Annotated in this window: 13 protein-coding genes; 6 read left to right on the plus strand and 7 right to left on the minus strand. The window is 70.4% G+C overall.

The window, feature by feature from the left end:
• Window positions 1-328 precede the first annotated feature (328 nt).
• Together ACIRRH_RS24840 and ACIRRH_RS24845 are read left to right on the plus strand one after the other, a co-directional pair.
• Window positions 329-1,312, plus strand: coding sequence for a LuxR C-terminal-related transcriptional regulator (locus ACIRRH_RS24840; protein WP_403071289.1), 984 nt, complete (start codon window positions 329-331; stop codon window positions 1,310-1,312).
• A gap of 164 nt (window positions 1,313-1,476) precedes the next feature.
• Window positions 1,477-2,460 (plus strand): DNA cytosine methyltransferase, encoded by a 984-nt coding sequence (locus ACIRRH_RS24845; protein ID WP_403071291.1) that lies wholly within the window; start codon window positions 1,477-1,479, stop codon window positions 2,458-2,460.
• Between the two features lie 110 nt (window positions 2,461-2,570).
• Here the strand turns inward: ACIRRH_RS24845 and drmB are convergent, their stop codons facing one another.
• From drmB to ACIRRH_RS24870, 5 genes are read right to left on the minus strand one after another with little or no spacing between them, the layout of a single operon-like run.
• Window positions 2,571-4,436 (minus strand): DrmB family protein, encoded by a 1,866-nt coding sequence (gene drmB / locus ACIRRH_RS24850; protein WP_403071294.1) that lies wholly within the window; start codon window positions 4,434-4,436, stop codon window positions 2,571-2,573.
• On the minus strand, window positions 4,433-7,705 hold the full coding sequence (locus ACIRRH_RS24855) for a helicase-related protein (RefSeq protein WP_403071297.1): 3,273 nt from the start codon (window positions 7,703-7,705) through the stop codon (window positions 4,433-4,435). Before ACIRRH_RS24855 ends, drmB begins: the two co-directional genes overlap by 4 nt.
• On the minus strand, window positions 7,702-9,618 hold the full coding sequence (locus ACIRRH_RS24860) for a UvrD-helicase domain-containing protein (RefSeq protein WP_403071300.1): 1,917 nt from the start codon (window positions 9,616-9,618) through the stop codon (window positions 7,702-7,704). The genes ACIRRH_RS24855 and ACIRRH_RS24860 overlap by 4 nt, the downstream gene beginning before the upstream one ends.
• Complete coding sequence (locus ACIRRH_RS24865) at window positions 9,615-14,381, minus strand: DEAD/DEAH box helicase (RefSeq protein WP_403071303.1); 4,767 nt, start codon at window positions 14,379-14,381, stop codon at window positions 9,615-9,617. The genes ACIRRH_RS24860 and ACIRRH_RS24865 overlap by 4 nt, the downstream gene beginning before the upstream one ends.
• Window positions 14,382-14,440: 59 nt before the next feature.
• On the minus strand, window positions 14,441-14,668 hold the full coding sequence (locus ACIRRH_RS24870) for a hypothetical protein (protein WP_403071304.1): 228 nt from the start codon (window positions 14,666-14,668) through the stop codon (window positions 14,441-14,443).
• Window positions 14,669-15,137: 469 nt separating this feature from the next.
• Here ACIRRH_RS24870 and ACIRRH_RS24875 point away from each other — a divergent pair, with 469 nt between their 5' ends.
• Genes ACIRRH_RS24875 through ACIRRH_RS24885 form a run of 3 tightly spaced genes read left to right on the plus strand, consistent with a single transcriptional unit; the run spans window position 15,138 to window position 19,179 of the window.
• On the plus strand, window positions 15,138-17,279 hold the full coding sequence (locus tag ACIRRH_RS24875) for a helix-turn-helix transcriptional regulator (RefSeq protein WP_403071307.1): 2,142 nt from the start codon (window positions 15,138-15,140) through the stop codon (window positions 17,277-17,279).
• On the plus strand, window positions 17,276-18,280 hold the full coding sequence (locus ACIRRH_RS24880; protein ID WP_403071310.1) for a hypothetical protein: 1,005 nt from the start codon (window positions 17,276-17,278) through the stop codon (window positions 18,278-18,280). The genes ACIRRH_RS24875 and ACIRRH_RS24880 overlap by 4 nt, the downstream gene beginning before the upstream one ends.
• Window positions 18,277-19,179, plus strand: a complete 903-nt coding sequence (locus ACIRRH_RS24885; protein ID WP_403071312.1) for a DUF6339 family protein — start codon at window positions 18,277-18,279, stop codon at window positions 19,177-19,179. The genes ACIRRH_RS24880 and ACIRRH_RS24885 overlap by 4 nt, the downstream gene beginning before the upstream one ends.
• On the opposite strand, the gene ACIRRH_RS24890 is transcribed toward ACIRRH_RS24885, so the two are convergent.
• The gene (locus ACIRRH_RS24890) at window positions 19,104-20,438 is read right to left on the minus strand and encodes a DNA cytosine methyltransferase (protein ID WP_403071315.1); all 1,335 of its coding nucleotides are present in this window, start codon (window positions 20,436-20,438) and stop codon (window positions 19,104-19,106) included. The genes ACIRRH_RS24885 and ACIRRH_RS24890 overlap by 76 nt on opposite strands.
• A gap of 11 nt (window positions 20,439-20,449) precedes the next feature.
• A complete protein-coding gene (locus ACIRRH_RS24895) occupies window positions 20,450-20,926 on the minus strand; it encodes a very short patch repair endonuclease (RefSeq protein ID WP_403071318.1) in 477 nt (158 codons plus the stop codon).
• A 606-nt stretch (window positions 20,927-21,532) separates the two neighbouring features.
• On the opposite strand from ACIRRH_RS24895, the gene ACIRRH_RS24900 reads away from it, so the two are divergent.
• Window positions 21,533-21,952: amino acid permease (locus ACIRRH_RS24900; protein WP_403071341.1), on the plus strand; the 420-nt coding region annotated here is incomplete at its 3' end.

Genomic DNA, 21,952 nt, shown 5'->3' on the forward strand with positions numbered 1-21,952 from the left:
GCCTTCCGTCTGTAGGCCGTTCCATTCACCGATCGCCCGCTCCGGACGTCCCGACGGGACGCCAGGTGAGATGCGCCGGCAACCCCCCGGTCACCGCTGCCGGGTGCGCGGTTTCCGTGACCGTCACCATCGGCTCCCCCACTTGCGTGCACGTCCGACTACCGTCAGCCGATGATTTCCGCGTCCATTGGGCGTACACTCACGGCTGTCGAAGCCTGGGGGGCGGCTTCCGAAAGGCAGTCACTTCCATCTTGCCGGTTCGGATGCCTGGCGGTAGTCGGTACGAGCATTCGTGAAACCGCAATGCCGAAGCCAGAAGGATGCCCAGATGTGCCCAACCCAGGACAACTGCGCAGAAAGGGGAACGCCGCAGCTCTGCGACCGGGGCATCGAGTTCTACCGGACGGCACTGGCCGAGGGGGAGGCGACGGGCGAGGTTCCGGAGTGCCTGCTCGCGATGGGCCTGCTGCGCCCGCTGCCCGGCTCCGGTGAGCGACTGGCCCCCGTCCCGCCCGACATCGCCGCCACCGGTCTGGCCCGGCCGCTCGAACTCGCCGTGCTGGCCCACCAGGAGCGGCTCGCCGAGCTGCACACCTCCTTCACCGCCGCCGAGCATGCCTACCGGGACGTCATGCGGCGGGCCAAGCTGCCGATCCGGCTGCTGGCCGGCGAGGAGATCAACCCCGCGCTGGAGAAGGCCGTCGCCGACTGCTCCGAGGAACTGCTCACCGCCCAGCCGGGCGGCGGCCGCGCCCCCGAGCAACTGGCCGGCGCGCTCCCGCGCGACCTCGCCCTGGCCGGCCGCGGCGTGCGCCAACGCACCCTCTACCAGCACACCGTGCGCTCGCACGGCCCGACGCTGGCCTACATCGAGCAGGTCACCGCCCAGGGCGCCCAGGTGCGCACCCTGAACGAGGTCTTCGACCGGGTGATCATCTGCGACCGCTCCACCGCCTTCATCCCGGCCGGCGCCGACCGCGAGGCCGCGGCGATGCTCATCCAGTTCCCGCCGCTGGTCGAGTACCTGCTCAAGATCTTCGAGCTGATGTGGGAACGCGCCGAGCCCGTCACCTACCAGCAGGGCCACCACCGCCCCCGGCTGCTGACCGCCCGAACCCGCCAGAGCGTCCTGCGCCTGATGGTCAACGGCTATACCGACGAGGCCATCGCCTCCCGCCTCGGCATGAGCACCCGCACCGTCTCCAGCCACATCCAGAAGGCCAGCGAACTCCTCGGCAGCCGCAGCCGCGGCCACCTCGGCTACATCATCGCCCGCCAGGGCGTCCTCGACGAACCCCTCGACGAACTCTGACGGCCCCGGCGCTCCGGGGCCCGTCGGCCCGAGCGTGACAGCAGCGTGGCCCGGACACCGTGCCGTGCGTATTCTGACCGCCGACTCCCATCGGGGGGAGATGCGGCCATCGGTGTTCAGGGCCCGGCCGTTGCCGAGTTTTCCGACGAGCACAAATGGTGATCATGGAAACGTCCCATCTCGACCGTCTGACCTGCCTCGCCGTGTGCGCCGGTGCGGGTGGCCTCGTGCTCGGTCTCGAACAGGCGGGTTTCGACCCCGTGTTGCTCCTGGACAACCGTCCGGTGGCGTGCGAGACGCTGCGGCTGAACCGCCCCGATTGGCACGTCCTCGAAGCCGACCTCCTCGACTTTGTTCCGGAGGAGCACCGGGAGTGCTACGACGTGGACCTCCTGGCCGCCGGTCTGCCCCGGGTGAAGGCGAGCGCCGCGGTGAGGCGCGAGGACAGCGCGGAGGAACTCCGACTGCTCGATGCGACGGTCATGCTCCTGCACGGCGTGCAGCCGCGTGCCCTGCTCATCGAGAACCTCTCCGAGTTGGCCTCCAAGCCCGCGTACGAATCCATCCGCTCGGAGGTCGAGACCGAGCTCGAACACCTCGGGTACCGGCACCGTTGGTTCGTCGTCAACGCGATGGAACACGGTGTGCCCCAGGACCGCAAGCAGGGGGTCCTGGTGGCCTTGAAGGGGGACGCCATCCGTGACTTCGTCCCTCCGGCCGGCGGTGCCGAACCGCCGCTCACGGTAGGCGAGGCACTGGGGGCCTCGATGGCCGAGGGCGGCTGGCCGCACGCCGCCGCATGGGCGGCACAGGCCACCCGGGTCGCGCCGACCCTGGTCGGGGGTTCCTGGAACCGGGGCGGGGCGGACCTCGGGCCCAGTGGGTCGAAGCGTTCCTGGGCCCGCATGCGGGTGAACGGCGGTACCGTCGCCGACGCGGTCCCCGGGCCGGATCATCCCTGGGACCCCGCACCCGATGGGACGGGCCTGGTGGCGTTGACCGTGGAACAGGCGGCACGGTTGCAGGGGTTCCCCGCCGACTGGTCCTTCGCCGGCCGAAAGACCGCCCGCTACCGTCAGGTGGGCCACGCGACGCCGCCTCCGGTGGGTCGGGCCCTCGGGCTGGCGATCCGGGCCGCGTTGGGGTAGCCCGTGCCCGCGCCGTGGAGTCGCCGGTGACCCGAGCAGCACGGACTCGGTGACGCCGGGGCGGGACGGCACGGTGTGCGTCGTCCCGCCCCGGCTTCACCGCCCGGTGCTCAGCGGTCGAGCAGGTGCGAGAGGAATCCGATCGACGGATCCTCCGGGGTGCCGACGAGCAAGGCCCGATCCAGCAGACCGTTGTTGTGCTCGCAGCTGGTCTCCGGCAGCATCACACAGGCGTGGCAGGCGGCCAGGTTGGTGCCGCCCGTTCCGGACACCTCGGTCTCGATGCAGAGCGGATCGGCGGAGCACCACTCGGCACGGTGCACGGCCGAGCGCACGGCCCGGGCGAGCCGGTCGATCTCACCCTGGGCGACCAGCCCACCGAGACTCCCGGCCGAGTCACTGGTGGCCGTGTAGATCAACACCCCGGCCATCTCGTCGCCCGCGTAGATCCGTTCGCGCAGCGATGCGGCGGGGTAGCCCGAATCCAGGCTCCACTCGTTGATCATCACGTGTGCAAAGGTGTGCAGCAGGGTCATGCGCGGGGTGGCGGGGGAGTCGGGGACCTGAGCCGGGTCGGAGGCCCGCTGGGTGAGGACCTGCTGGTGGCGGAGTCGCATGCGTGCCACGCGGTCGGCGACGGTGGGCAGTTCGGCCCAGGCATCCAGTTGCTCCTCGTCGAACCGGAGGAACACCCCTTCACCATGGACCTCCATGGCGGGCAGCCAGTCGGTACGAGCGAGCGACAACGCCGCCTCGTGGCCCTCGGAGGAGGTCTCGGGATCGATGACCCGGGTGAAGGCCTTGAGGGCGCGGACCTCGCGGAGCTTCTTCACCAGCATCGGGGTGACCAGGCCGAGGCGGGTCAGGGGTTTCCCGTCGCCGATGGGCGCCTCGCAGACGAACTGCTCGGTGTGCGAGCCGGACTCCTCGGGGTTGCCGGCACACAGACGCTGGTACTCCAGGTCGCGCAGGGCCCGGTAGCGCTGCTCCTGGTCGCGATCGGGAGCGTCCTCACCGGAGTGGTCCTCCGCCTCCATCGCGGCGACCAGGTCCAGGGCCTCCTGGGCACTGACCGGGGAGGGAATCCCGTCGAAGATGTGCTTGAGGTGGATCTCCATCTCGACGAGGCTGGTGCAGCCGCGGAGCTTGTCCCAGTGCTTGTCCAGGGCGTTCACCCGGGTGTCGCTCCACGGCGGGATCGACAGGGCCGAGCGGAGCACCGGCTGCCAGACGGAGGAGGAACCGCGCTGGAGGGTTCGGGGCGTCAGGGAACAGGGATCCTTGGGGGCGTCCTTCAGCCACGGCCGTTCGCCCCTGCAGCCGATGTTCAGCTCCTGGAGGGCGCCGGCCCGGAAGGAACCCTCCATGGACACCTCGGGAACCCCGCACGAGCAGGAGAGCACCACGGAGCGGAGCGAGGACGTGCGGCCCGACGACCGGAGGCTCATCCGGCCGTCGCAGCCGACGGTCGTGCCTTCCCCGCGCTTCCGTCGGTGCAGCCAGTCCCGGTAGGGGAAGTCGGAGATGTGCCCGTCCTCGCAGGCGACCACGAAACGGGAGGGGACGAGCGGCTCGGCGCACTCGCCGCACTCGTTGCGGCCGGGCAGGGGATTGAACTTCCCCACGTGGTCGAGAGCGTGGCACTCGGGACAGTGGTGCCAGAGCGGGAACCGGCGCACCCGGATGCCGTCCCGGCTGTCGTCGCCGGAGGCCGGCGGGAGGCGGAAGTGCCGCACGCCCAACACCCGGGCGAGGCGGGGCTCGCGGATCACCGGTGCCTCGTCGAGGGGCCACTGTTCGGCGGCGCCGTCGATGCCCGCGACGATGAAGGACTCCTGGTCGACGGCGACCAGCGACCCCACGCCGTAGGTGGTGATGGCCTGGGCCCGGCGGACCGCCCCACGGCGGGGCAGGTTGCGGGCCGGTGCGCCGGAACCGGCGGTGCCGCGCCGGCGACGGGACGGGGGCGGGGTCATCGGGATGCCTCCATGAACAGGGCGGACTCGGCGTCGACGTCGCGCAGGGACCACAGGGTCTCCCACGCCTCGACGTCCTCCAGGGCGTCGTCGTAGGGCTTGAGCAGCGAGGGGACGGAGCGTCCGCGCTTGGGTTCGTAGTACAGACCGTTGTGTGCCTCGGCCTCGGCGTGCCACCAGTCCACGAACTCGTCGAAGGCTGCGGCGACGTGGGCGACCTCCTTGGCGGCGCTCTCCTTCGGCGAGACGCTCCCGACCCGTTCGAGGATCAGCGGACGGATCGTCTCGCGCAGCTCGTCCCGGAAGAGGTTGATCCTCCCCGCGTCCTCGTCCCTGCGGGCTGCGGGGATCGCGATGCGGGCCAGGGCGACGATCACCGCGTGCAGGCCCCGGTCGCGGGCACGGGCGGAGAAGGGCGTGACCGAGGTCGACTCGACCTCGCGGTAGAGCGCGGAGTGGAAGTGCTGGAAGTTCTCGTAGTGCGAACGGTCGCGGGATCGTGCAGCGTTGAGCATCACCGCGACCAGACCGGGGTGCGCGCGGCCCACCCGGCTGGTGGCCTGAATGTACTCGGCGGTGGTCTGCGGCTGGCCCATGACGGCCATCAGGCCGAGCCGGTCCACGTCCACACCGACGGCGATCATGTTCGTGGCGAGGAGCACGTCCACGACGTCTGCCGGGTCACCGTCCGTGAGCCTGCGCTCGATCTGCTTCAGGCGTGCCGGGATGTCGCTGGCGTCCACCCGACTGGTCAGCTCGGAGTTGTCGCCGACGGAGCGCGGCTCGCAGCCGTCGCGTTCGGCGAGGTGCTCCAGGTAGGCCACGACGTCGTCGTGGACCTGGAGTTCCGCGGCGGACAGCAGCCGCAGGCTGTTGAAGTAGCCGACCAGTGTCCAGTAGGCGTCACGCACCTCCTCCGGGGTGTCGGCTCGCATCGCCTGGTGGAGCAGGGTGGCGTAGGTGCGGATCAGCAGGGTGGACTGGCTGGTGCCCGGGGCGAACAGGCCCACGTAGCGGCGGGACGCCTTCTCGCTCGCGGGGGTCTCCACGGCGAACCAGGAATCGCGGGCGTCCAGGCCGGCCGGCGGGAACTGCCGGACCTCGCGGGAGAACAGCGCTTTGCCCTGGTCTGCGGCGCGGCGGATGGTCGCGGTGGAGGCGATCACCTTGGGGCGGTCGGCCAGGACGTCGACGGCCGTCTCGTACAGGCCGGTCAGGGTGCCCAACGGCCCGGAGATCAGATGGAGTTCGTCCTGGACGATCAACTCGGGCGGAGGGGTGGCGTCCTGACGGTCGCGATTGAAGAGGGCGGCCGTCTGCTCGCGCCACGGCATCGAGGCGAACTTGTCGACGGTGGCGATCACCAGGGTGGGCCTGGCCGCGTACACGGCCTGGTCGACCAGGTGCACGGGCAGCCCGTCGGAGAACTCGCAGTCCGCGCCGGGGCAGCGCACGTCCATCCGCTCGGCCTCCTCGTCCACCGCGTAGTGGTGGGCGTCGAGCGCGGTTCCGCACCACGGACAGGCGTGCAGTTGGACGGGGTTCTCCGTCTGGAGCACCCGCGCCGCTCGGGCGGCGTCGAGCTGTCGGGAGGCCACGTCCAGTCTGTTCGGCGTGGCGGACCTGCCCACCCACATGCCGATGGAGATCTCCTCGTGGCCGAGTTCCTCCGGGTTCTCCCGGCGCATCCGCTCCATCGCGCAGATCAGGATCGCGGCACGCTCGAACTGCTGCAGGGTCAGGAGGCGCAGCGTGTAGCGCATCAGGACGGTGACGCCGCCGCCGGCCGACCCGCGGCGCTTGCGGCGCAGGAACGTGGTCAGCGCGATCAGACCCAGGTACGCCTCGGTCTTGCCACCACCGGTGGGGAACCACAGCAGGTCGGACACGCCCCGGTCGGGGTGCTCGGGGTCGTCCACCCCGGCCAGGCACAGCAGGATGAAGGCGATCTGGAACGGACGCCAGCACGCGGAGGCCGGGTCCGGCTCACCGAGCTGGCCCTTCTTGACCCAGGCGGCCCTGGCCCGCTGGGTCGCCATCGCCCGGTTGGCCAGCCGGAACGCCCACATCAGATCGGGCTTGTCGCGCAGCAGCGCGATGCCCCCGCGGATCCGCTCCAGGGCTTCGCCGCAGGCGCTGACCTGATCGGCCGCGGCCTGCTCGTACGAGGTGCCCACGAGCGCGGCGGCCTCGTCCCGCTTCCGCTCGATCCACCGCTCGTAGCCCGTGGCCAGACCCTCCAGGGCGGCGATCACCTCGTGGTCGCCGGCCTCGGCGAGGTCGAGCATGGTGAGGGTCTTGGCGTCGATCGTCGGATTGGAGTCGGTGAGCAGCACCTCGTGGGTGGGCACGAAGTCGGTGCGCACCTCGGCCACGCCCGCCCGCACCACGTCGGTGAGGCCGACCGGAGGCGGGGTCCAGTCCCAGACCGCCGCGCAGCCGTGCCCGGCGGCGAAGGTGGGGGCGTGCCGGTGCAGCAGTCGGCTGGTCTCCAGCTCGGCATCGACTGCGGACAGGGCGGTCGGGCGCTCCACGAACGCGCTCGACCCGTTGGCGGCGCGGACCGTCAGTCCGGTCTGGAAGAGGGCGAAGGCGTCCTGCAGTTCCCGTTCGCCCACCTTCTGGATGTTGACCAGGGTGACCGTGACGGTGACCGTGCCGGTCTCCGGAGACGGGCGGCGCACATGCACCTCCAGCCGCGCCGTGCCGTCGACCAGGTCGCGGGAGGCGCCGCGGCCCGGGTGGCGGACGTCGACCGTGGTGTCCGGCAGGTCCAGCTCCACACGCCGCCAGCGTTCCCTCTGGTCGGACGTGGTCCGGGCCTCGCTGCGGCGGGCCGAGACCTTGCGTCCCTCGGCGTCCTCGGGCTCGTACACGGCGGCGCGGGCCGAGACCACGATCTCCTGGCAGACAGCGAGGTCGACCGCGAAGGTCAGACCGACGCTCGCCGGGCGGCGGTCGCCGGAGCCCGGGCGCTCGGCCGCCGTCCCGGATTCGTCGAGCCTGTCCGCCCTGGTCACGGGTTCCTCGTCCAGGCCCTCCTGCTCGGCCACGTCCTCCAGGAACCGAGCGCCGGCCTCGGCGTTCGCCGGGCGGGGGTAGAGCACCCCGACGGGGTAGCGGGTGATCGGGGCGTCCTGGTCCAGGACCTCGGCGCGGTCCTCGGGGGAGGCGTCGACATCGGGGCCCAGCAGTTCCCGGCGGAGCCGGGACACCAGGTCCTCACGGACCCGGTAGTGCTCGGCGTGCCGCCCTGCGTGGATGGTCATTCCTGCTCCTCCTCGGTTCCGGCAGTGTGCCGGAACCGTCCGATTCCGCTGATGCGAGGGGCGATCCACACCCCGTGGTCACCGAGGCCCGCGTTGGCGCCGGCAGCCGGACTGCCCGCCACCGACTCCAGGCAGTTGATCCGCAGACCGGCAATCTCCTGGGGCCAGCGGATCTCCCACTTCGGGCCGACCTTCAGAACGGAGTGCAACTGGCTCCGGAAGGCCTCGGAGGCGTCGCCGATCTCCCGTCCCTCGTGCAGCAGGGCGTACCGAGGGCCTTGCTCGGGGCCCATGGGGAGGGCGTCGCACAGCCGGAACGTCACCGCGTCCCCCGGCCGTACCCGCTCCAGCAGGTACGCCTGGGCGCCGAGGGCGTCGACCTGGGCGTCGGCCGGTTCCAGGGCGTCCACGTCCCCGGCCCGGACTTCGATGCCGTCGCGCCGCCACTGCAGGCGCTGGTTCGGGACTCCCCTGTACAGCCGTCCGGTCGGCTTGTGTCTGAGCACCGTCACCGTGTCGGGCGGGGCGACCCGGTACAGGTCCTCCCGGGTCCGGGTCATCGCCACGTAGAGGGCCCGGGCTTCGGCGGGTACGTCGGGTTCCTCGGTGCGCCGACGCAGCTCGGCGACGGTCGGTGGATTGAGCACGATCACCCGGTCGAACTCCAGGCCCTTGGAGCGGTGCACCGTGGACACCACGAGCCGGGCCGGTTCCGGATCGGCCAGCTCGTCCGGGAACCGGCGCTCCGCCACCAGGCGGCGCAGCCGCACCACGTCGAGGGTGCCCCGGCCGGCGCCGCGTGCCGCCGACCGCAGGGACCGCCACACCCGGTCGAGGTCGGTGCCCTCGGGCAGCGGGACCGCGGCGAGCAGGTCGCGCAGTCGCTCCTCGGTCAGGGTTGCGGCCATGGTCCGACGCAGTACCTCGGCGACCCAGTACGGCACCGGCCGGTCCCGGAGCGGGCGACGCAGGGCGTGCTGGATCCCCTGGGCGTGCAGCAACTCCGAGACGACCAGCGCCTGTCGGTTGTCGCGGCACAGGATCGCGCAGGTACCAGGGAAAGATCGCAGGGTGTCCAGCGTGAACGAGTCGGTGAACGAGCCCAGGTCGGGCAGGTCGAGCAGCAGCTCGCGCAGCTCCCCGTGAAGGCGTTCGGCGGCCGCGTCCGCGCCCTCGGGGGCGCTGCCGATGGCCTGGACGGCGGGGCCGAGCGGGAGCGCGGCGCGTGCCTCGGGGGTGACGGCCCGGAAGTTCCGGGTCAGCCGCAGCTCCTCCAGATCGTCGGCGTAGGAGATCCGCACCCAGCGGAGGAAGAGGTCGGCGCGATCGGCGTACTCCTCCGGGTCCTCGATCTGGAAGTCGTAGATCGCCTGGGCGGAGTCGCCGACCAGGGTGAACCCGCTGGAGTCCTGGAGCCGGTCGAGCAACGACTCCACCATCTCCCGGCGGGCGCCCACCAGGTCCTGCACCTCGTCGATGATCACGTGCGTGGGCGGACCGGCCTCCAGGGACTCCAGTGCGCCCTTCTCGATCGCGTCGGTGGCCGCCCGGATCCGCTCGTCGAAGGAGAGCGCGGACCACTCCCCGTCCGGGTACGCCTGGAGCAGCAGGGAGTAGGCCCAGGAGTCGAAGGTCTGTACCCGCACCCTCCGCGCGTGCTTCCCGTGCCGGGCGATCCGGTCACGCAGTTCCCGGACGGCGATGCGGGAGAAGCTGAGGACCAGCAACTCGGAGGCCTCCAGCGCCTCGTCCGGGTCGACGTGTCCGACGAGCGCGTCCATCCGGCGCACCAGGGTGTGGGTCTTGCCCGTCCCCGCCCCGGCGGTGACCAGCAGCCGGGTGTCCCACGGCCGGTCCACGACGGCCTGCTGTTCGGCGGTGAGGACGGGGCCGTCCTCGGGTCGGACGGTCATCGGTTGCTCCACAGGTGTTCGAACTGCGTGAAGGCGAGGGCGGTGTCGAAGTTCCGGATGTTGTCGCGGACGTTGAGGATGAGGCAGGTGTCCTTGCCGCCGTTGCGCGGGCCGCGCAGGCCTCGTCCGATCATCTGCTGGTACACGTTCGGGCTGTAGACGGGGCGGGCGACGACCACCGCGCGGGTGGCCGGGGCGTCGAAGCCCTGGGTGAGCACGCCGTAGTTGGTCAGTACCCGCACCCGACCGTCGCGGAAGTCCCGGATGCGGGCCCGACGGTCGGCGTCGGAGGTGGTGGCGTCCACCGAGGACGCGGAGATCTCCTGGTCCATCAGCATGGCCGCCAGGAGCTTGGCGTGCTCCACGGAGGTGGCGAACACCAGCACGGGCCAGTTCTCGTCCATCGCCGCGACCTCCTCGACGATGCGGCGGCTGCGATCGTGGTCCTCCGCCAGTCGCTGCTCGGCGGCCTTGGACAGCAGGCTGAACTGCTCGGCGCTCTCACGCTCCTGGCGTGACAGCTCGATGGTGCCGCCGGTCAGCTCCTTGTGTTCGACGCGTGCCAGCACGCCGATCTCCTGGAGGTGACCGTAGGCGTCGTCGGAGGGGAAGACCCCCTCGTCCAGCCGACGTGCGCCGAACCTGTTGACCAGCCGGCGGGTCTCCTCCTCGTTGTGGCCGCGGAACGGGGTGGCGGTGAGACCGAGCAGGTGCCGATCGGTCCGGTGCTGGGTCAGACCGAGCAGGCTCAGGATCTCGGTGTAGCTCGGGCTGGTCGCCACGTGGGCCTCGTCCACCACCACCAGGGCGGCCTCGCGCAACCAGGCGTAGCGGTCGGTGTCGAGGCACACCCGCAGCTTGGCGTCGGTGGCCACCACGAGCTGCGGACCGTCCGTGACCGGGGCGGCCTCGTTCGAGGTCCACAGTCGGTTGATCGTCAGCCGCTCCTGCGCGCCGGCCCTGCTCCAGACGAACTGCCAGCTCTGCACGGCCTGCTCGCACAGTTCCTCGGTCTGGGCGATCCACAGGATCGGGCCCCTGAGCGTGCCTGCCTGCTTGACCCAGCGGATGACGGCCTCGGCGGTGACGCGCGTCTTGCCGGCGCCGGTGGGCAGCGAGAGCATGGCCCGCTGCGGGGCGAGCCGGTCCAACATCTCGAAGATGTTGAGGGCCAACCGCTCCTGGTACTCGTGCAGGCGGGGGAAGTCCCGGGGGCCCTCCACGGTCAGGCTCTGTTCGAGGGACGGTGCCCGGTGGCCGGCGAAGGGCGCGGGCAGGCCGAGGTCGGCGACGAAGGAGACCGCGGCCGAATTGCCGGTGTAGGACGTCGGGGCGTTGGGGAAACGTTCCAGGATGTCCCGGGCATGGGTCTTGAGTACCGTGTCGCCGTGTGCGTTGAATGCCATCTGCGCGATCCGGCGTCCGGTGGGCTCCTGTCCGTCCGACTCCTGACGCTCGGCGTCCATGAGCCCGGCGGGGAGTCGATCGTGCAGGGCCTCCGCGCCGATCAGCAGCTCCAGCTTGGCCGTCACGTCCGAGGCCTCGCGGATCGCCTTCATCGCGGACTGGGTCTTCTCGTCCTGCTCCTGGCGGGTCTGGGCCTCCAGGACCGCCCGACACCCGGCCTCTCCCATCCGCAGACCCAACTCGCGGTCCACGGCCCGGAGCACGCCGAGCCGGTCCAGCGAGTCCACGACCTTGATCACATTGCCCTGGCGGGCGCTCTCCAGGGACTTCGCCCGCGCACCGCGCTGGGTGCGGACGACCTCCTCCAGGGTGGAGCAGTGCAGCAGCGAGTAGGTACCGGCGGAGATGCCCATCTTCTGGCGCAGCGTCGGGAACTCCTCGACCAGCGGGACCGGCTCCACGCTCGCCTCGTGCCGGGTCTCCCGGCTGACCGCGTCATCGTGGCGCATCATGTGCCACTGCTCGACCATGAGGTCGGCGGACTCCTGGTCCGGCATCAGCAGCGCGGGCGCCCGCTCGGCCTGCAAGGAGCGGTACTCCTCCGGGTTCGCGGCGACGGCGATCTCCCCGTCCGGGCGGGTGTCCCAGCTGTCGCCGATCCGGCAACGGGTCAGCGAGTCCTCGGGGAAGGGGATCTCCAGCCGGGTCAGCAGGGCGTAGGTGGAGCCGACGAAGGCGTCGTCCTCGCTCTCCTGGAGCTTCTCCAGGAGCTGCTCCCACTGCTTCGCGCGGACCTTCTCGACACTGTCGGCGAGTCCCAGCTTGCGGGCCTTCTCCCCACTGATCGACGCCACCGGGAGTACGTCGCGGTACGCGCCGAGCTGCGGCCCGACGGCTTCCGTGAGGAGCTTGAGGCCCTGCGAGGTCCGCACCCGGCCGTGCCGGGTGAGCATCCAACGGATCGGGGAGGCGACCGACCGGCGGGTGTTGGCCTGCACCCCGATCTGCAACGTCCAGCTCTCGACCACCGCGTCATCGGGCAGCGCGTGGAGGAGGGCCGCGCGGGCCTCGTCGGACAGCCAGGGCAGCAGGTGAAGCGGACCACCGATCGGAGAGCCGTCGATCCTGGTCCTGGCCAGGCTTGGTCGGCTCGCCCGGTCGTCCAGGGTGCGGCAGTACGCCGTGTGAATGGCTTCCCGGTACTCCTCGAACCAGGACTCCCCGGTCGGGTCGTTCTTGGTGGTCGGGCTCTTGGACAGGCCCAACTCGCGGAAGAAACCCTCGTCGTCGGAGTGGAAGCGCATGTCCACCGCGATCTCGGGGTCGCTCTCCGCGGTGACGACGACTCCGGGGACCATGCAGTTGCGCATGGGGTGGAAGCGGCCGCTCGCCGTCCGCACCATCAGGGTGTCCAACGGTGCCGGCACCCGATTGCGGACCTCATCGCTCACGACGGAGGCGCCGGCACGGTGGAGGAGTTCCCAGAACCGGTTCCACTCCTGCGGGCCGTACGAGCCGAATCCCTGGTCGAGGATGCTCAGGAAGCGCCCTCGGACGTCGGCTTCCTGGATGCCGAGGAGACCGAGATCGGAGGCGAGCGACGGGTCGTCCGAGAGGGCACGGTCCACGTAGACCAGCGACTCCCGCAGACCGTCCTCGTCGGTACGCCGGTACACGACACTGCCCAGCGGGGCGACCAGGCCGTTTTCTTCGGTGAGCACGATCCTGGCCTTCCGGGCGTCGGCGGCGCAGCCGGCCGACGAACGGATCATGTCGGCGACGATCCGGATGGCGGCCGCCGAGGCCTCCGCCGTGCCGTCGGAGACCAGCGCCTCCAGCCACTCGACGACGGACGCCCGGCGCCGGCCGGCCGCCAGCAGGATGTGCTGGACCTTGCCGGTTCGCAGGTCGGTGGCCTCGACCGAGGGGTGAACCCAGTCGCGGGGACGCCCGGGGTACGAGTACCAGTCCTTCAGCCAGCGGTTGACCGCGGTGCCGTCCTTCCCCAGCTCCGGGTGGACGTGCAGGTCGCCGGGCACGCGAAGGACGCCGTCCTGGTCGGGCAGCGACGGGCGCACCGCGGTGGCGGCCCAGATCTGCTCGGTGAGCAGACGGTCGGCCCAACTGATCGTCTCCACGCCCTTGGCCCGGCCGGGCAGCAGCGGGAGGTAGGCGCCGGGGTCTTCCGCCGGCGCGAGGTCGGGCAGCGAGTCGACCACCAGGCGGGCGGCGACCCGGATCATCTCGATGTTGAACGGCGAGGAGTCCAGGAGGTTCTGCCGGTCCTCGTTGGTCTTCCAGGCGCCGTTCAGAATGCCGCTGAGGGTCATCTCGTACTTGGTCGGGAAGAAGGCCCAGAACCGGCCGCGTCCCCGGGCGTCGGCGGCGCTGAGTCTGCCGGCCCGCTCGTCCTCACGGTAGGCCGGAACTGCCCAGGACACGTCGATGGACAGCCGGTCGTGCAGTTCGCCGGCATCGCGCCGGGCGACCTCGGTGGGTTCGTGGGTGCGGGTGAAGACCCGCCACTGCGAGGTCGTCGGCGGCTTGCCGACCCGCTCCTCCCGGATCGTGTGCAGGTTGCCGACCTGCTCGGAGTGGAGGGTCCGGCGTGCGATCGGGTGGGGCCGGCGGTCCTCCAGGACCACCGGCCCCACGTGCGGGGAGAACAGGTGGAAACCGGACGGGAATTCCTCGCGGGTGTCGTGACTGGCCGTGCCCTGGTGGCCGTGCATGTCCTTGCCCAGCCGGTCTGCGGCGCCGGGCAGCAGCGGGAGGCGGACCACCGTGGTGGCCCACGCCAGCAGTTCGTCCAGCACCTGGTCCTTGAACCGCTCGGCCGCCATGTCCAGCTCGCGGGCCATGCGCAGCACGGGTGCCTCGAACTTCTCGCCGAGCCGCTCGCGCACCCCGGGGACGTTCCGGATCGACTCGTACGACCAGGCCCGGTCGAAGCCGAAACTGCCTTCGCGGCTGAAGAATTCGGGCGCGTCGGTCACCACCAGGACCGACTTCACCCCCACGCCGAAGCGGCCGATCTGCCCACCGCGCTTGCGGGACATGCTCATGCGCAGAATGGTCTCCGCGCCCTCGGGCGTCACCGGGTTGCCCTGGTTCGCGCAGTACAGGTGGGTGCCGGTGAGGACGACGTGGATCCGGCCGCCGGGCTCGTCGCGCAGCTCGTCGGCAGCGTTCTGGACGAGCTCGAAGAGCTGCCGGTCGCCGTATCCACCCTGGGTGATGCGGCGTTCGCCATTGGCGTGTTCGGGGATCAGGCCCGGGTCGACGGCGTAGGTCTCCAGGACGCGGAGGGATTGCTCGACGACGGTGCGGATCACGGGGGACTGCGGGTCGGACACGGATGGTTCCACTTCGGATGCGGAGGGAGGGTGGGCGGCGAGGAACGTCGGACGTGTCGTCAGCGGGCGTGGTGCGCGGTGAACATGATGGTGCAGTGGAAGCGGCGGGTGATGCGCCGACACTGGCCGGGGTTCCGGCGCGGACGGCGGTCCCGGGCGTCGGCGTCGCGGATGGCGTTCCGGTAGATGGCGACCATGTCGAGGGTCAGGTCGAGCATGCCGAGGTACATGCTCAGGGCCTGCGGGTCGTCGGCCAGCTTGTCGCAGGTGGAGACGATGGAACGCATGTGGTGGTTCGGAGACACCGAGGTACCTGCTCTTTCGCATTCGTGAGAATTGCACGATGGGATGGTGCGAAGTGATGCAGGAGGAGAGCGGGTCGCATGACGATCCACGGAATCCACAAGCGATTCCGGACGCGACCGTAATGTATTCCCCCCCAGGAAGACAGATATGCACTACACCCCAGGTCAGGGGTGTTTCCGCAGCCTCTGCTGTGGAGTTGGCGAGAACCCTAGCACACGGACCCCGCTGGGAGTCAACCGGGTGATCAACCGTGCCGCAAGGGAATTTTCGGGGAAATTCGGACAGGCGGGAATGGGTTTCCGCCCCAATTTTTCGATCACGTTCGATGTCCGTTCTAGCCGGGTGCGGCACATGTCAAGTGTCAGTTGACAAGGGGGGTGTTGCTGTCAACAGCGATGCGGTAGCGTGGCTCTCACCTCGTGAAACAAGCCATGCGGAAGCAGGTGGGACGTGAAGGCGGCTGAGGAATTCGGCCCCTGGCTGGCGCGCCAGCTCAAGAACGCCGGGAAGACCCAGACCGAACTGGCGCAGGAACTGGGCAAGACCCGGGCGGCCGTCTCGGCCTGGATCGTCGGCCGTTCCGTCCCTCGGGACGAGACCATCCGGGAAATCGCCGCCCTGCTCAACACCGACCTGGAGACCATCCACACCCGCAGCGCCGACGCCCAGCTGGGCCTGCCCCTCTCCTGGTACCACCGGCCGGCCCATGTCGACGGCGGTCGCGAATACGGCAATGCCGCCGCGTTCGCCTTCGACGCGGACGTTTCGGTGCTCGCCCGTGAGGCCACCCAGAACAGTCTGGACGCCCGGCTCGATTCCGCGGAGCCCGTGCGCGTACGTTATACGCTTCACTACCTTTCCGGCGAGGCCGTTGCCCGATTCCGCGAGGCCATCGACTGGGAAGACCTGCGCCCGCACTACGACGCGCTGACCACTGACGGCCAGCAGGGCAAGGTCTCGCGCACGGTCGCAGCCGGACTGCGCGACATGTACCAGAAGAACCACTTGGTCCTGCTCAGGATCGACGACTACAACGCCACGGGTCTGACGGGTGGCGACTACGAGGACGGGCTCTTCGCGGCGGTGGTCCGTCGCCAACTCGACAGTCAGAAGCGGGATCTCGGGGCCGGCGGCTCCTACGGGCTGGGGAAGGCCACCTTGTGGGCCACCAGCCAACTCGGGCTCGTGCTGATCAACTCCACCCTTTCGAAGCCGCATGAAGGTCGCACCGAACGACGCCTCATCGGTCGATTGGATCTCCCGTGGCGTGAGGTCGACGGCAAGGAATTTGCCGGTCCGGCCTGGTTCGGGCGTCCCGATCCGACCTCCCCGTCAGGAGAGGTGGTCCGGTCCTGGTGGGCCGACGAGGAGACCGTCGAGAAGCTCTACCTCACCAGGGAAAGCGCGGCCCCCGGCACCTCCTTCCTCATCGTCGGTGCCCACGATGTCGCCAGTCTGGTGTCCACCGGCGACAGCGAGGAGGAGGCGGACGACGACCAGAAGGGCGAAGAGGTGGTCCGCCGGATGCATCGACGGCTCGTCGATGCGCTCGGCCGGAACTTCTGGGCAGCGATGACCGGGGGCGGTGACCACAAGCCGCACCTGGAGGCGTCCGTCCGCACGTACAGCAACGGCAAGTTGCTCATCGACGAGGAACCGGTGGATCCGGCCGCTGCCCAGCCCTCCCGCACCCGCGCCCTGCGGGCCTTCCTGGAGGGGACCACGGTCGACCGGCTCACCGGCCGTGGCCAGGTCGCCCGAGCCACCGTGCGACTCAACGTCCCGCTTCACGGCGGCGAGGTACGTGGTGGCGTGCCCCACGAGGCAGTGGTCCTGGTCACCGATGCCGAGGACGCCGACGACGACCACAACCGTGTGGTCTCTATGCGGGGCAACCGCATGACCGTCAGGGACAGCTCCGTCCCCAATGTGCCGATCGGCACCCCCTTCCAAGCCATCCTCCTGGCAGGTCGCGCGGCGGGCCCGGACGCCCTCGGCGCCGAGGCCGCCGAGGAATTCCTCCGCGCCTCCGAGCCGCCGGAGCACAACAAGTGGGGTCAGACGGAGGAGCTGCGGCTCTCCTACTCACCCTCCGCCTACCGGCGCATCAACACTCTGACGACCGAGGTGAACAACGCCGTACGCGACCTCGTCGCCGTGCCCAAGGCCAAGCGCCGCAACGACGGCGAAGCCAAGATCGCCCGCCGGCTCAAGGTCGGCGGCGCCACGAAGCGGCCGCGACCGAAGGCGGCCTCGGCCCTGCCCGAACTGGACAACGTGGACGCGCTGATCGACGAGACGGGAGCCTGGTCGGTCACCGTGGACCTCCGGGTGCCGTCCGGCGTGGACACCGACCTGCCGGTCACGCCGGTCGCCAAGTTCGACGTGCGTTCCGGCCCGAGGCCCGCCGCGCCGTGGAAGGACCTGGTGGCCGTCAGCGGGTGCGAGGTCGTGGACGGGGCCCTGCGCCTGTCCCCGGGCAGCCGCAAGGCCGTCTTCCGGGGCGTCACCGACGTCTCCCGCCACCCGGTCCGGGCCCAACTCACCGGACTCGTCGTCGAACTCCGCAGTGGAAAGGGGGAGCAGGCGTGAAGGTCTACCCCTACCGGCGGCTCACCGGGAACGTGTCCTGGCGGGTCGACAGCGCCCAACTCAAGGCCGAGGGCGAGCCCTGGGAGGACGTGGAGACCAAGTACGTCTCCACCGTCGAGCGCGTCGTCGCCCTCGGACCGGACGAGGAGCGCCCCGACTGGACCGAGGCCCGGCTGCGCCTCTCCGCCGGCCTCCCGGCCAAGGCGCTGGACCCGTCGGGACCCTGGCAGGACGTCAAGGTGGTCGCGGTTCTCGCCGAGCGCGCCACCAACACCCGTACGACGGTGGAGTTCTCCTCGATCTCCGAGGACGGCCGGGAGCGGACGGCGGAGCTGTACCTGCACCGCTGTGACCTTCTCGACCGGGCCTCCCTCACCGTGCATGTGGTGGCCACCGTCGACGGCGTGCCCGGTCGGGTGATCGCCACCTCCGACCTGGAGTGGTTCGTCGACGTGATCGAGGTCGTCCCCTCGCTCGCCCGTGAACTGGACGTCAAGATGGTCAGGTTCGGGTCCGGAGCGAGCCGACTCCAGCGGTTCAAGGACTCGCCCTGGCTGGTCGACACCACGGGCCGTATCCCGGCCGTACGGGTCAACACCGATTTCGACGGGCTCGGCGACCTGATCGGCGTCGAGGGCGGCAACGGCCCGGAGAAGACCGTGCGGGAACTCCTCCTCGCCCAGATGTGCTCCGAGGTCTGGACGGCCGTCTTCCACTCCGCCGTCGGTGACCTGGAGGTCGAGGAGGATGGCAGCCCGGTGTTCCCGCACGGTTGGCAGGGCGAGGTGCTCCGGGAGATGCTCCCCGACGTGTACCCCGACCGTGACCCGGAGGTGGCCCTGCGGGCGGTCCACACGGCACGCACCGGAGCGTCCGCCGCGGGGTGGGGGGAACTGCAGTCCCGGATCCACTACGCCGCCGCTCGGCGTGCCGGCGTCCCCCGGACGCTCTCCACCACCATCCACGACCTGGAACGACTCACTCAGGGGGACGACGCATGACTGACCGGCCCACCCACCTCCCGGAGCGGCTCGCCCTGCTGCCCGGCGCCGAGGCGACGGACTTCGTCACCGAAGGGCTGCTCACCGGTCGCGAGAACGTGCCGAGCATCAAGCTCAACGACGCCACCCAGCCGCTCCCGAACGACGACCGGCGTGGTGAGCTGCGACCCGTCCGGGACCTGGTCGAGGACGCCATGGCCTACTGCCGGGCCAACGGACTCAAGGCGACCCAGGCCGACGCCTGGTTGGCCCCGCGTCTCCACGGGGCGCTCCGACTCACCCGCAGGGAGGCGGCCGAACCGGGTTTCTGGAACTACCTCGCCCTCGGCGTGGCCCCGGACTACGTGGTCTGGCGGCACCTGGCGGAACCGAAGGACGGCAAGCCAGCCAGGGTGGCGGCCGAGCGCTTCCGCGGTAGCTACCACAAGCAGGCCTTCTCCCGTCTCTGGTGGGCGGCCGAGCTCTTTCGCGACGGCCCGGACTACGGGCCGGTGGTCACGGCCTGCGGCAACCAGGACATCCTCAACACCGCGCTCCGAATGTCCGTGATCAACCACCGGCCGACCGCACAGGCGATCGTCCGGTTGGTCGAGAAGGGCACGGTCACCGGCGGGCGAGAGGCCAACGCCCTGGCCGGTGCCGTCAATGCCTCCGCCGCGACCCTGATGTATGACGTGATCGCTCCCGACACCGAGCGTGAGTCCCGGCCGTTGCTCGACTGGATCGACGAGGCCGAGGACGCCCGGCAGGTGTCACGGAATGCGCTCCCGACGGGCCCCGAGGAGGAGCGCGCGCCGGAGCTGTCCGTGAGCACGCTGGTGGACTACTTCGCAGACCTCTTCGCGGACGCGCCGGTGCGGGGGCGGGAGGTGGCGGCAGAGGTCGAAGAGGAGGCCTGATCCTCGGGCTTCGGGCAGTTGCTGCCACAGCCGCCCTCGGCCTCGCAGCCCTCCAGACGGAGTTCCTCGTACTTCTTGTCGGTCCGGTCGAGCCGGCCCCAGCTCTCCCGCAGCTTCTCCTCCGGCGGGAGCGGCATGCCGAGCGCCGCTGCCAGCACGTGCATGCCGAACAGCGGGGGCACGGCGTTGCCGACCTGCTGCGACTGGTCGCCGCCGTCCCACGGGTAGTCGGGCGGGAAGGTCTGGAGGATGCCGGCCTCGCGGATGGTCAGGCGGTCCGGGTCGAGGTCCCGGCCGTTGGGATGGTGTCGAACGGCGTTGCGCGAGACCTTCCCGGTGACGGTGAACGACGGCTGTCGGTACGTACGGATGCCGCGGTTCTTCGGGTCGCCGCCGCTGCCGTAGTTCGACACGATCTCGAAGGGGGGCTCCCGGTCCGTGAGCACTTCCCTCATGGGGACCCACGGCCTGAGCGGTGCGGAGCTTCCGTCCACCGGCAGCGAGGTCTGGGTGTCCTCGGGGCTGCCCTGTTCGGGCTTGCGCAGGTTGAAGGTGTGGTGGGCGGGGGCGGGGAGCCGGGGAACGCCGTGTTCGACGAGCCGCGCGATCAGGATCGTGCGGCGGCGGGTCTGCGGGACGCCGTAAGCCTCGGTGTGCAGGGTCTTGACCTCGGCGACGTTGTACTTGACCCTCGTCCCGTCCTCGCGGGGCAGACCCTTCTCCAAGGCCTTCTTGTAGACCTCCCAGAGGGCTTTGACCGCAGGAACCTGTTCCAACACGATCACGTCGAACGGCCGCTTGCCCCGTTCCGGGCAGCTGAGGGCCTTGATCGCGTATCGGAGTGGTTCCAGCACCAGGGCGGTTCGCGGATCGCCGCCCATCGCCTCCAGTCGGTCGTCGAGTTCCTCCTCGCTGACTCCGTCCACCAGGTCGTGGATGAGTTTCTCCACCTTGTCCAGGGCCTTGCGCCCGGCGCCGCTGCCGGCCACCGAGTAGGTCTGGCACGGCGGACCGCCGGCCAGTACGTTCAACTCCGGGGGCAACTCCGCGAACCGCTTTCGCCGGACCTCGCTGACGTCCGCGTGCCACGTCCTGAGCCCGGCCGCGTAACGAGTGTCACAGGCGTCCTTGTCCCACTCGATCCCGAGCGAGGGCACTCCGAGCATCTTCGCGGCCACGTCAAGACCACCCGGACCGGCGAAAAGGTCCAGAATGTGCGGTTCTGTGAGGAATGAAGCGGCGGCGCCCGAGCTGGTCATGTGGCCAGAGTCTAGCCGGCGACGGGGGGTGTGATGTACTCGGTCGGTTCCGGTGCCGGCTTCCGCCAGTTCGTCGCTCGTCGCTCGTGTACCAGGGCGATGATCCGCTCCGCGGCTTCGGCGGCGCTCTCGTGCTCCCAGACGCGGACCGACAGCCACCCGGCTTCGGCGAGGCGGGCGTCCGTGTCGACGTCCCTCGTCCGGTTCTTCTCGATCTTCTCCCGCCAGAACTCTGCGTTGTTCTTCGGCCATGTCGCGTGCTCGGGGCAGCCGTGCCAGAAACAGCCGTCGACGAAGACCGCGACGCGGGCCGGGCCGAAGAGGACGTCGGCCTCGCGGCGTACGCCCTTGAGCGGCTTGCGGTGGACGCGATAGCGGAGGCCGGCCGCGTGCAGGGTCCTGCGGAGGGTGACCTCGATGCCCGTGTCGTGACTGCGCTGCTTGCTCATCCGGGCGCGGATCTTCGGAGTGGTCTCCAGAGAGGGCATGATCCCATTCTGGCTCCGGGCACCGACATCGCGTCGAGTGGAGTCCGTCCGGATCGCATCCGCCGGCCCCGGGTGGGGGTCGGCGGCGGGGTGGGGTGGCGGTCAGGCGAGGTCAAGGAGGCGGCGGGTCGGTGATGGAGGCGGGGAGCGGGACGTGGCCCTTCTCGCCGACGGCCTTCTGGGCGCTGTCGTCGACTGTGTAGGTGAGGAAGGACTTGAGGGTGGCGAGGGTGTCGGCCTTGTCGCCCTTCTCGCAGGCGACCTCGTACGTGGCGGGGCGATCGGGTAGGCGTTGTCGGCCTTGGTGTCGTAGCCGAGCGCGAGCGCGAGGTCCCGTCCGTGCAGGCCACGGTGGAGGTGGCGGCGGCGTTGGCGTCGGTGGAGATCCTGGCGCTCTTCAGGCTGTCGGCCATTATGACAACAGCATTGACGTGTGACGGCACCGCCGGTTTCATGGCTCGCACTTCCCGCCCGCGTCACCCTCCCGACCGGCGCGGGCGTTCCCCCACACGTGCACCCCACGACCAAGGCGGTGATCCGTTGGCATCGACGGTGAAGGACACGGGCAGCGGCCCGAGAGCGGACGCGCGAGGCTCCCACGTCGCGATGCGGCAGTCGATCGGCCTGCTGGACGGAGTGGCGATCGCCGCCTCCAGCACGGCCGCCACCAGCAGTATCGGGATCGGCCTGGGCCTGATGGCCGGGGTGGTCGGCCTGCACCTTCCGGCGATCATGCTGCTGGCCTTCCTGCCGGTGCTCGCCATCGCCGGCGGGTACGGGCGGCTGAACGCCGTCGAACCGGACTCGGGCAGCAGCTACCGGTGGGTCGGGCGCACCCTCAGCCCCTGGCTGGGCTTCCTGACCGGGTGGGTGAACACCGTGGGGACCGTGGTCTTCATGGCGTACACCACGACCGTCACCGGTTCCTCGATCATCCAGCTGCTCGACCAGGCCCACGTCCGCAGCGTCGCCGGGCTGCGGCTCGACGCCGACTCGACCGTCCAGTGCACCCTGCTCGGCCTGGTG

Source organism: Kitasatospora sp. NPDC101235 (assembly GCF_044767505.1).
GTDB lineage: Bacteria > Actinomycetota > Actinomycetes > Streptomycetales > Streptomycetaceae > Kitasatospora.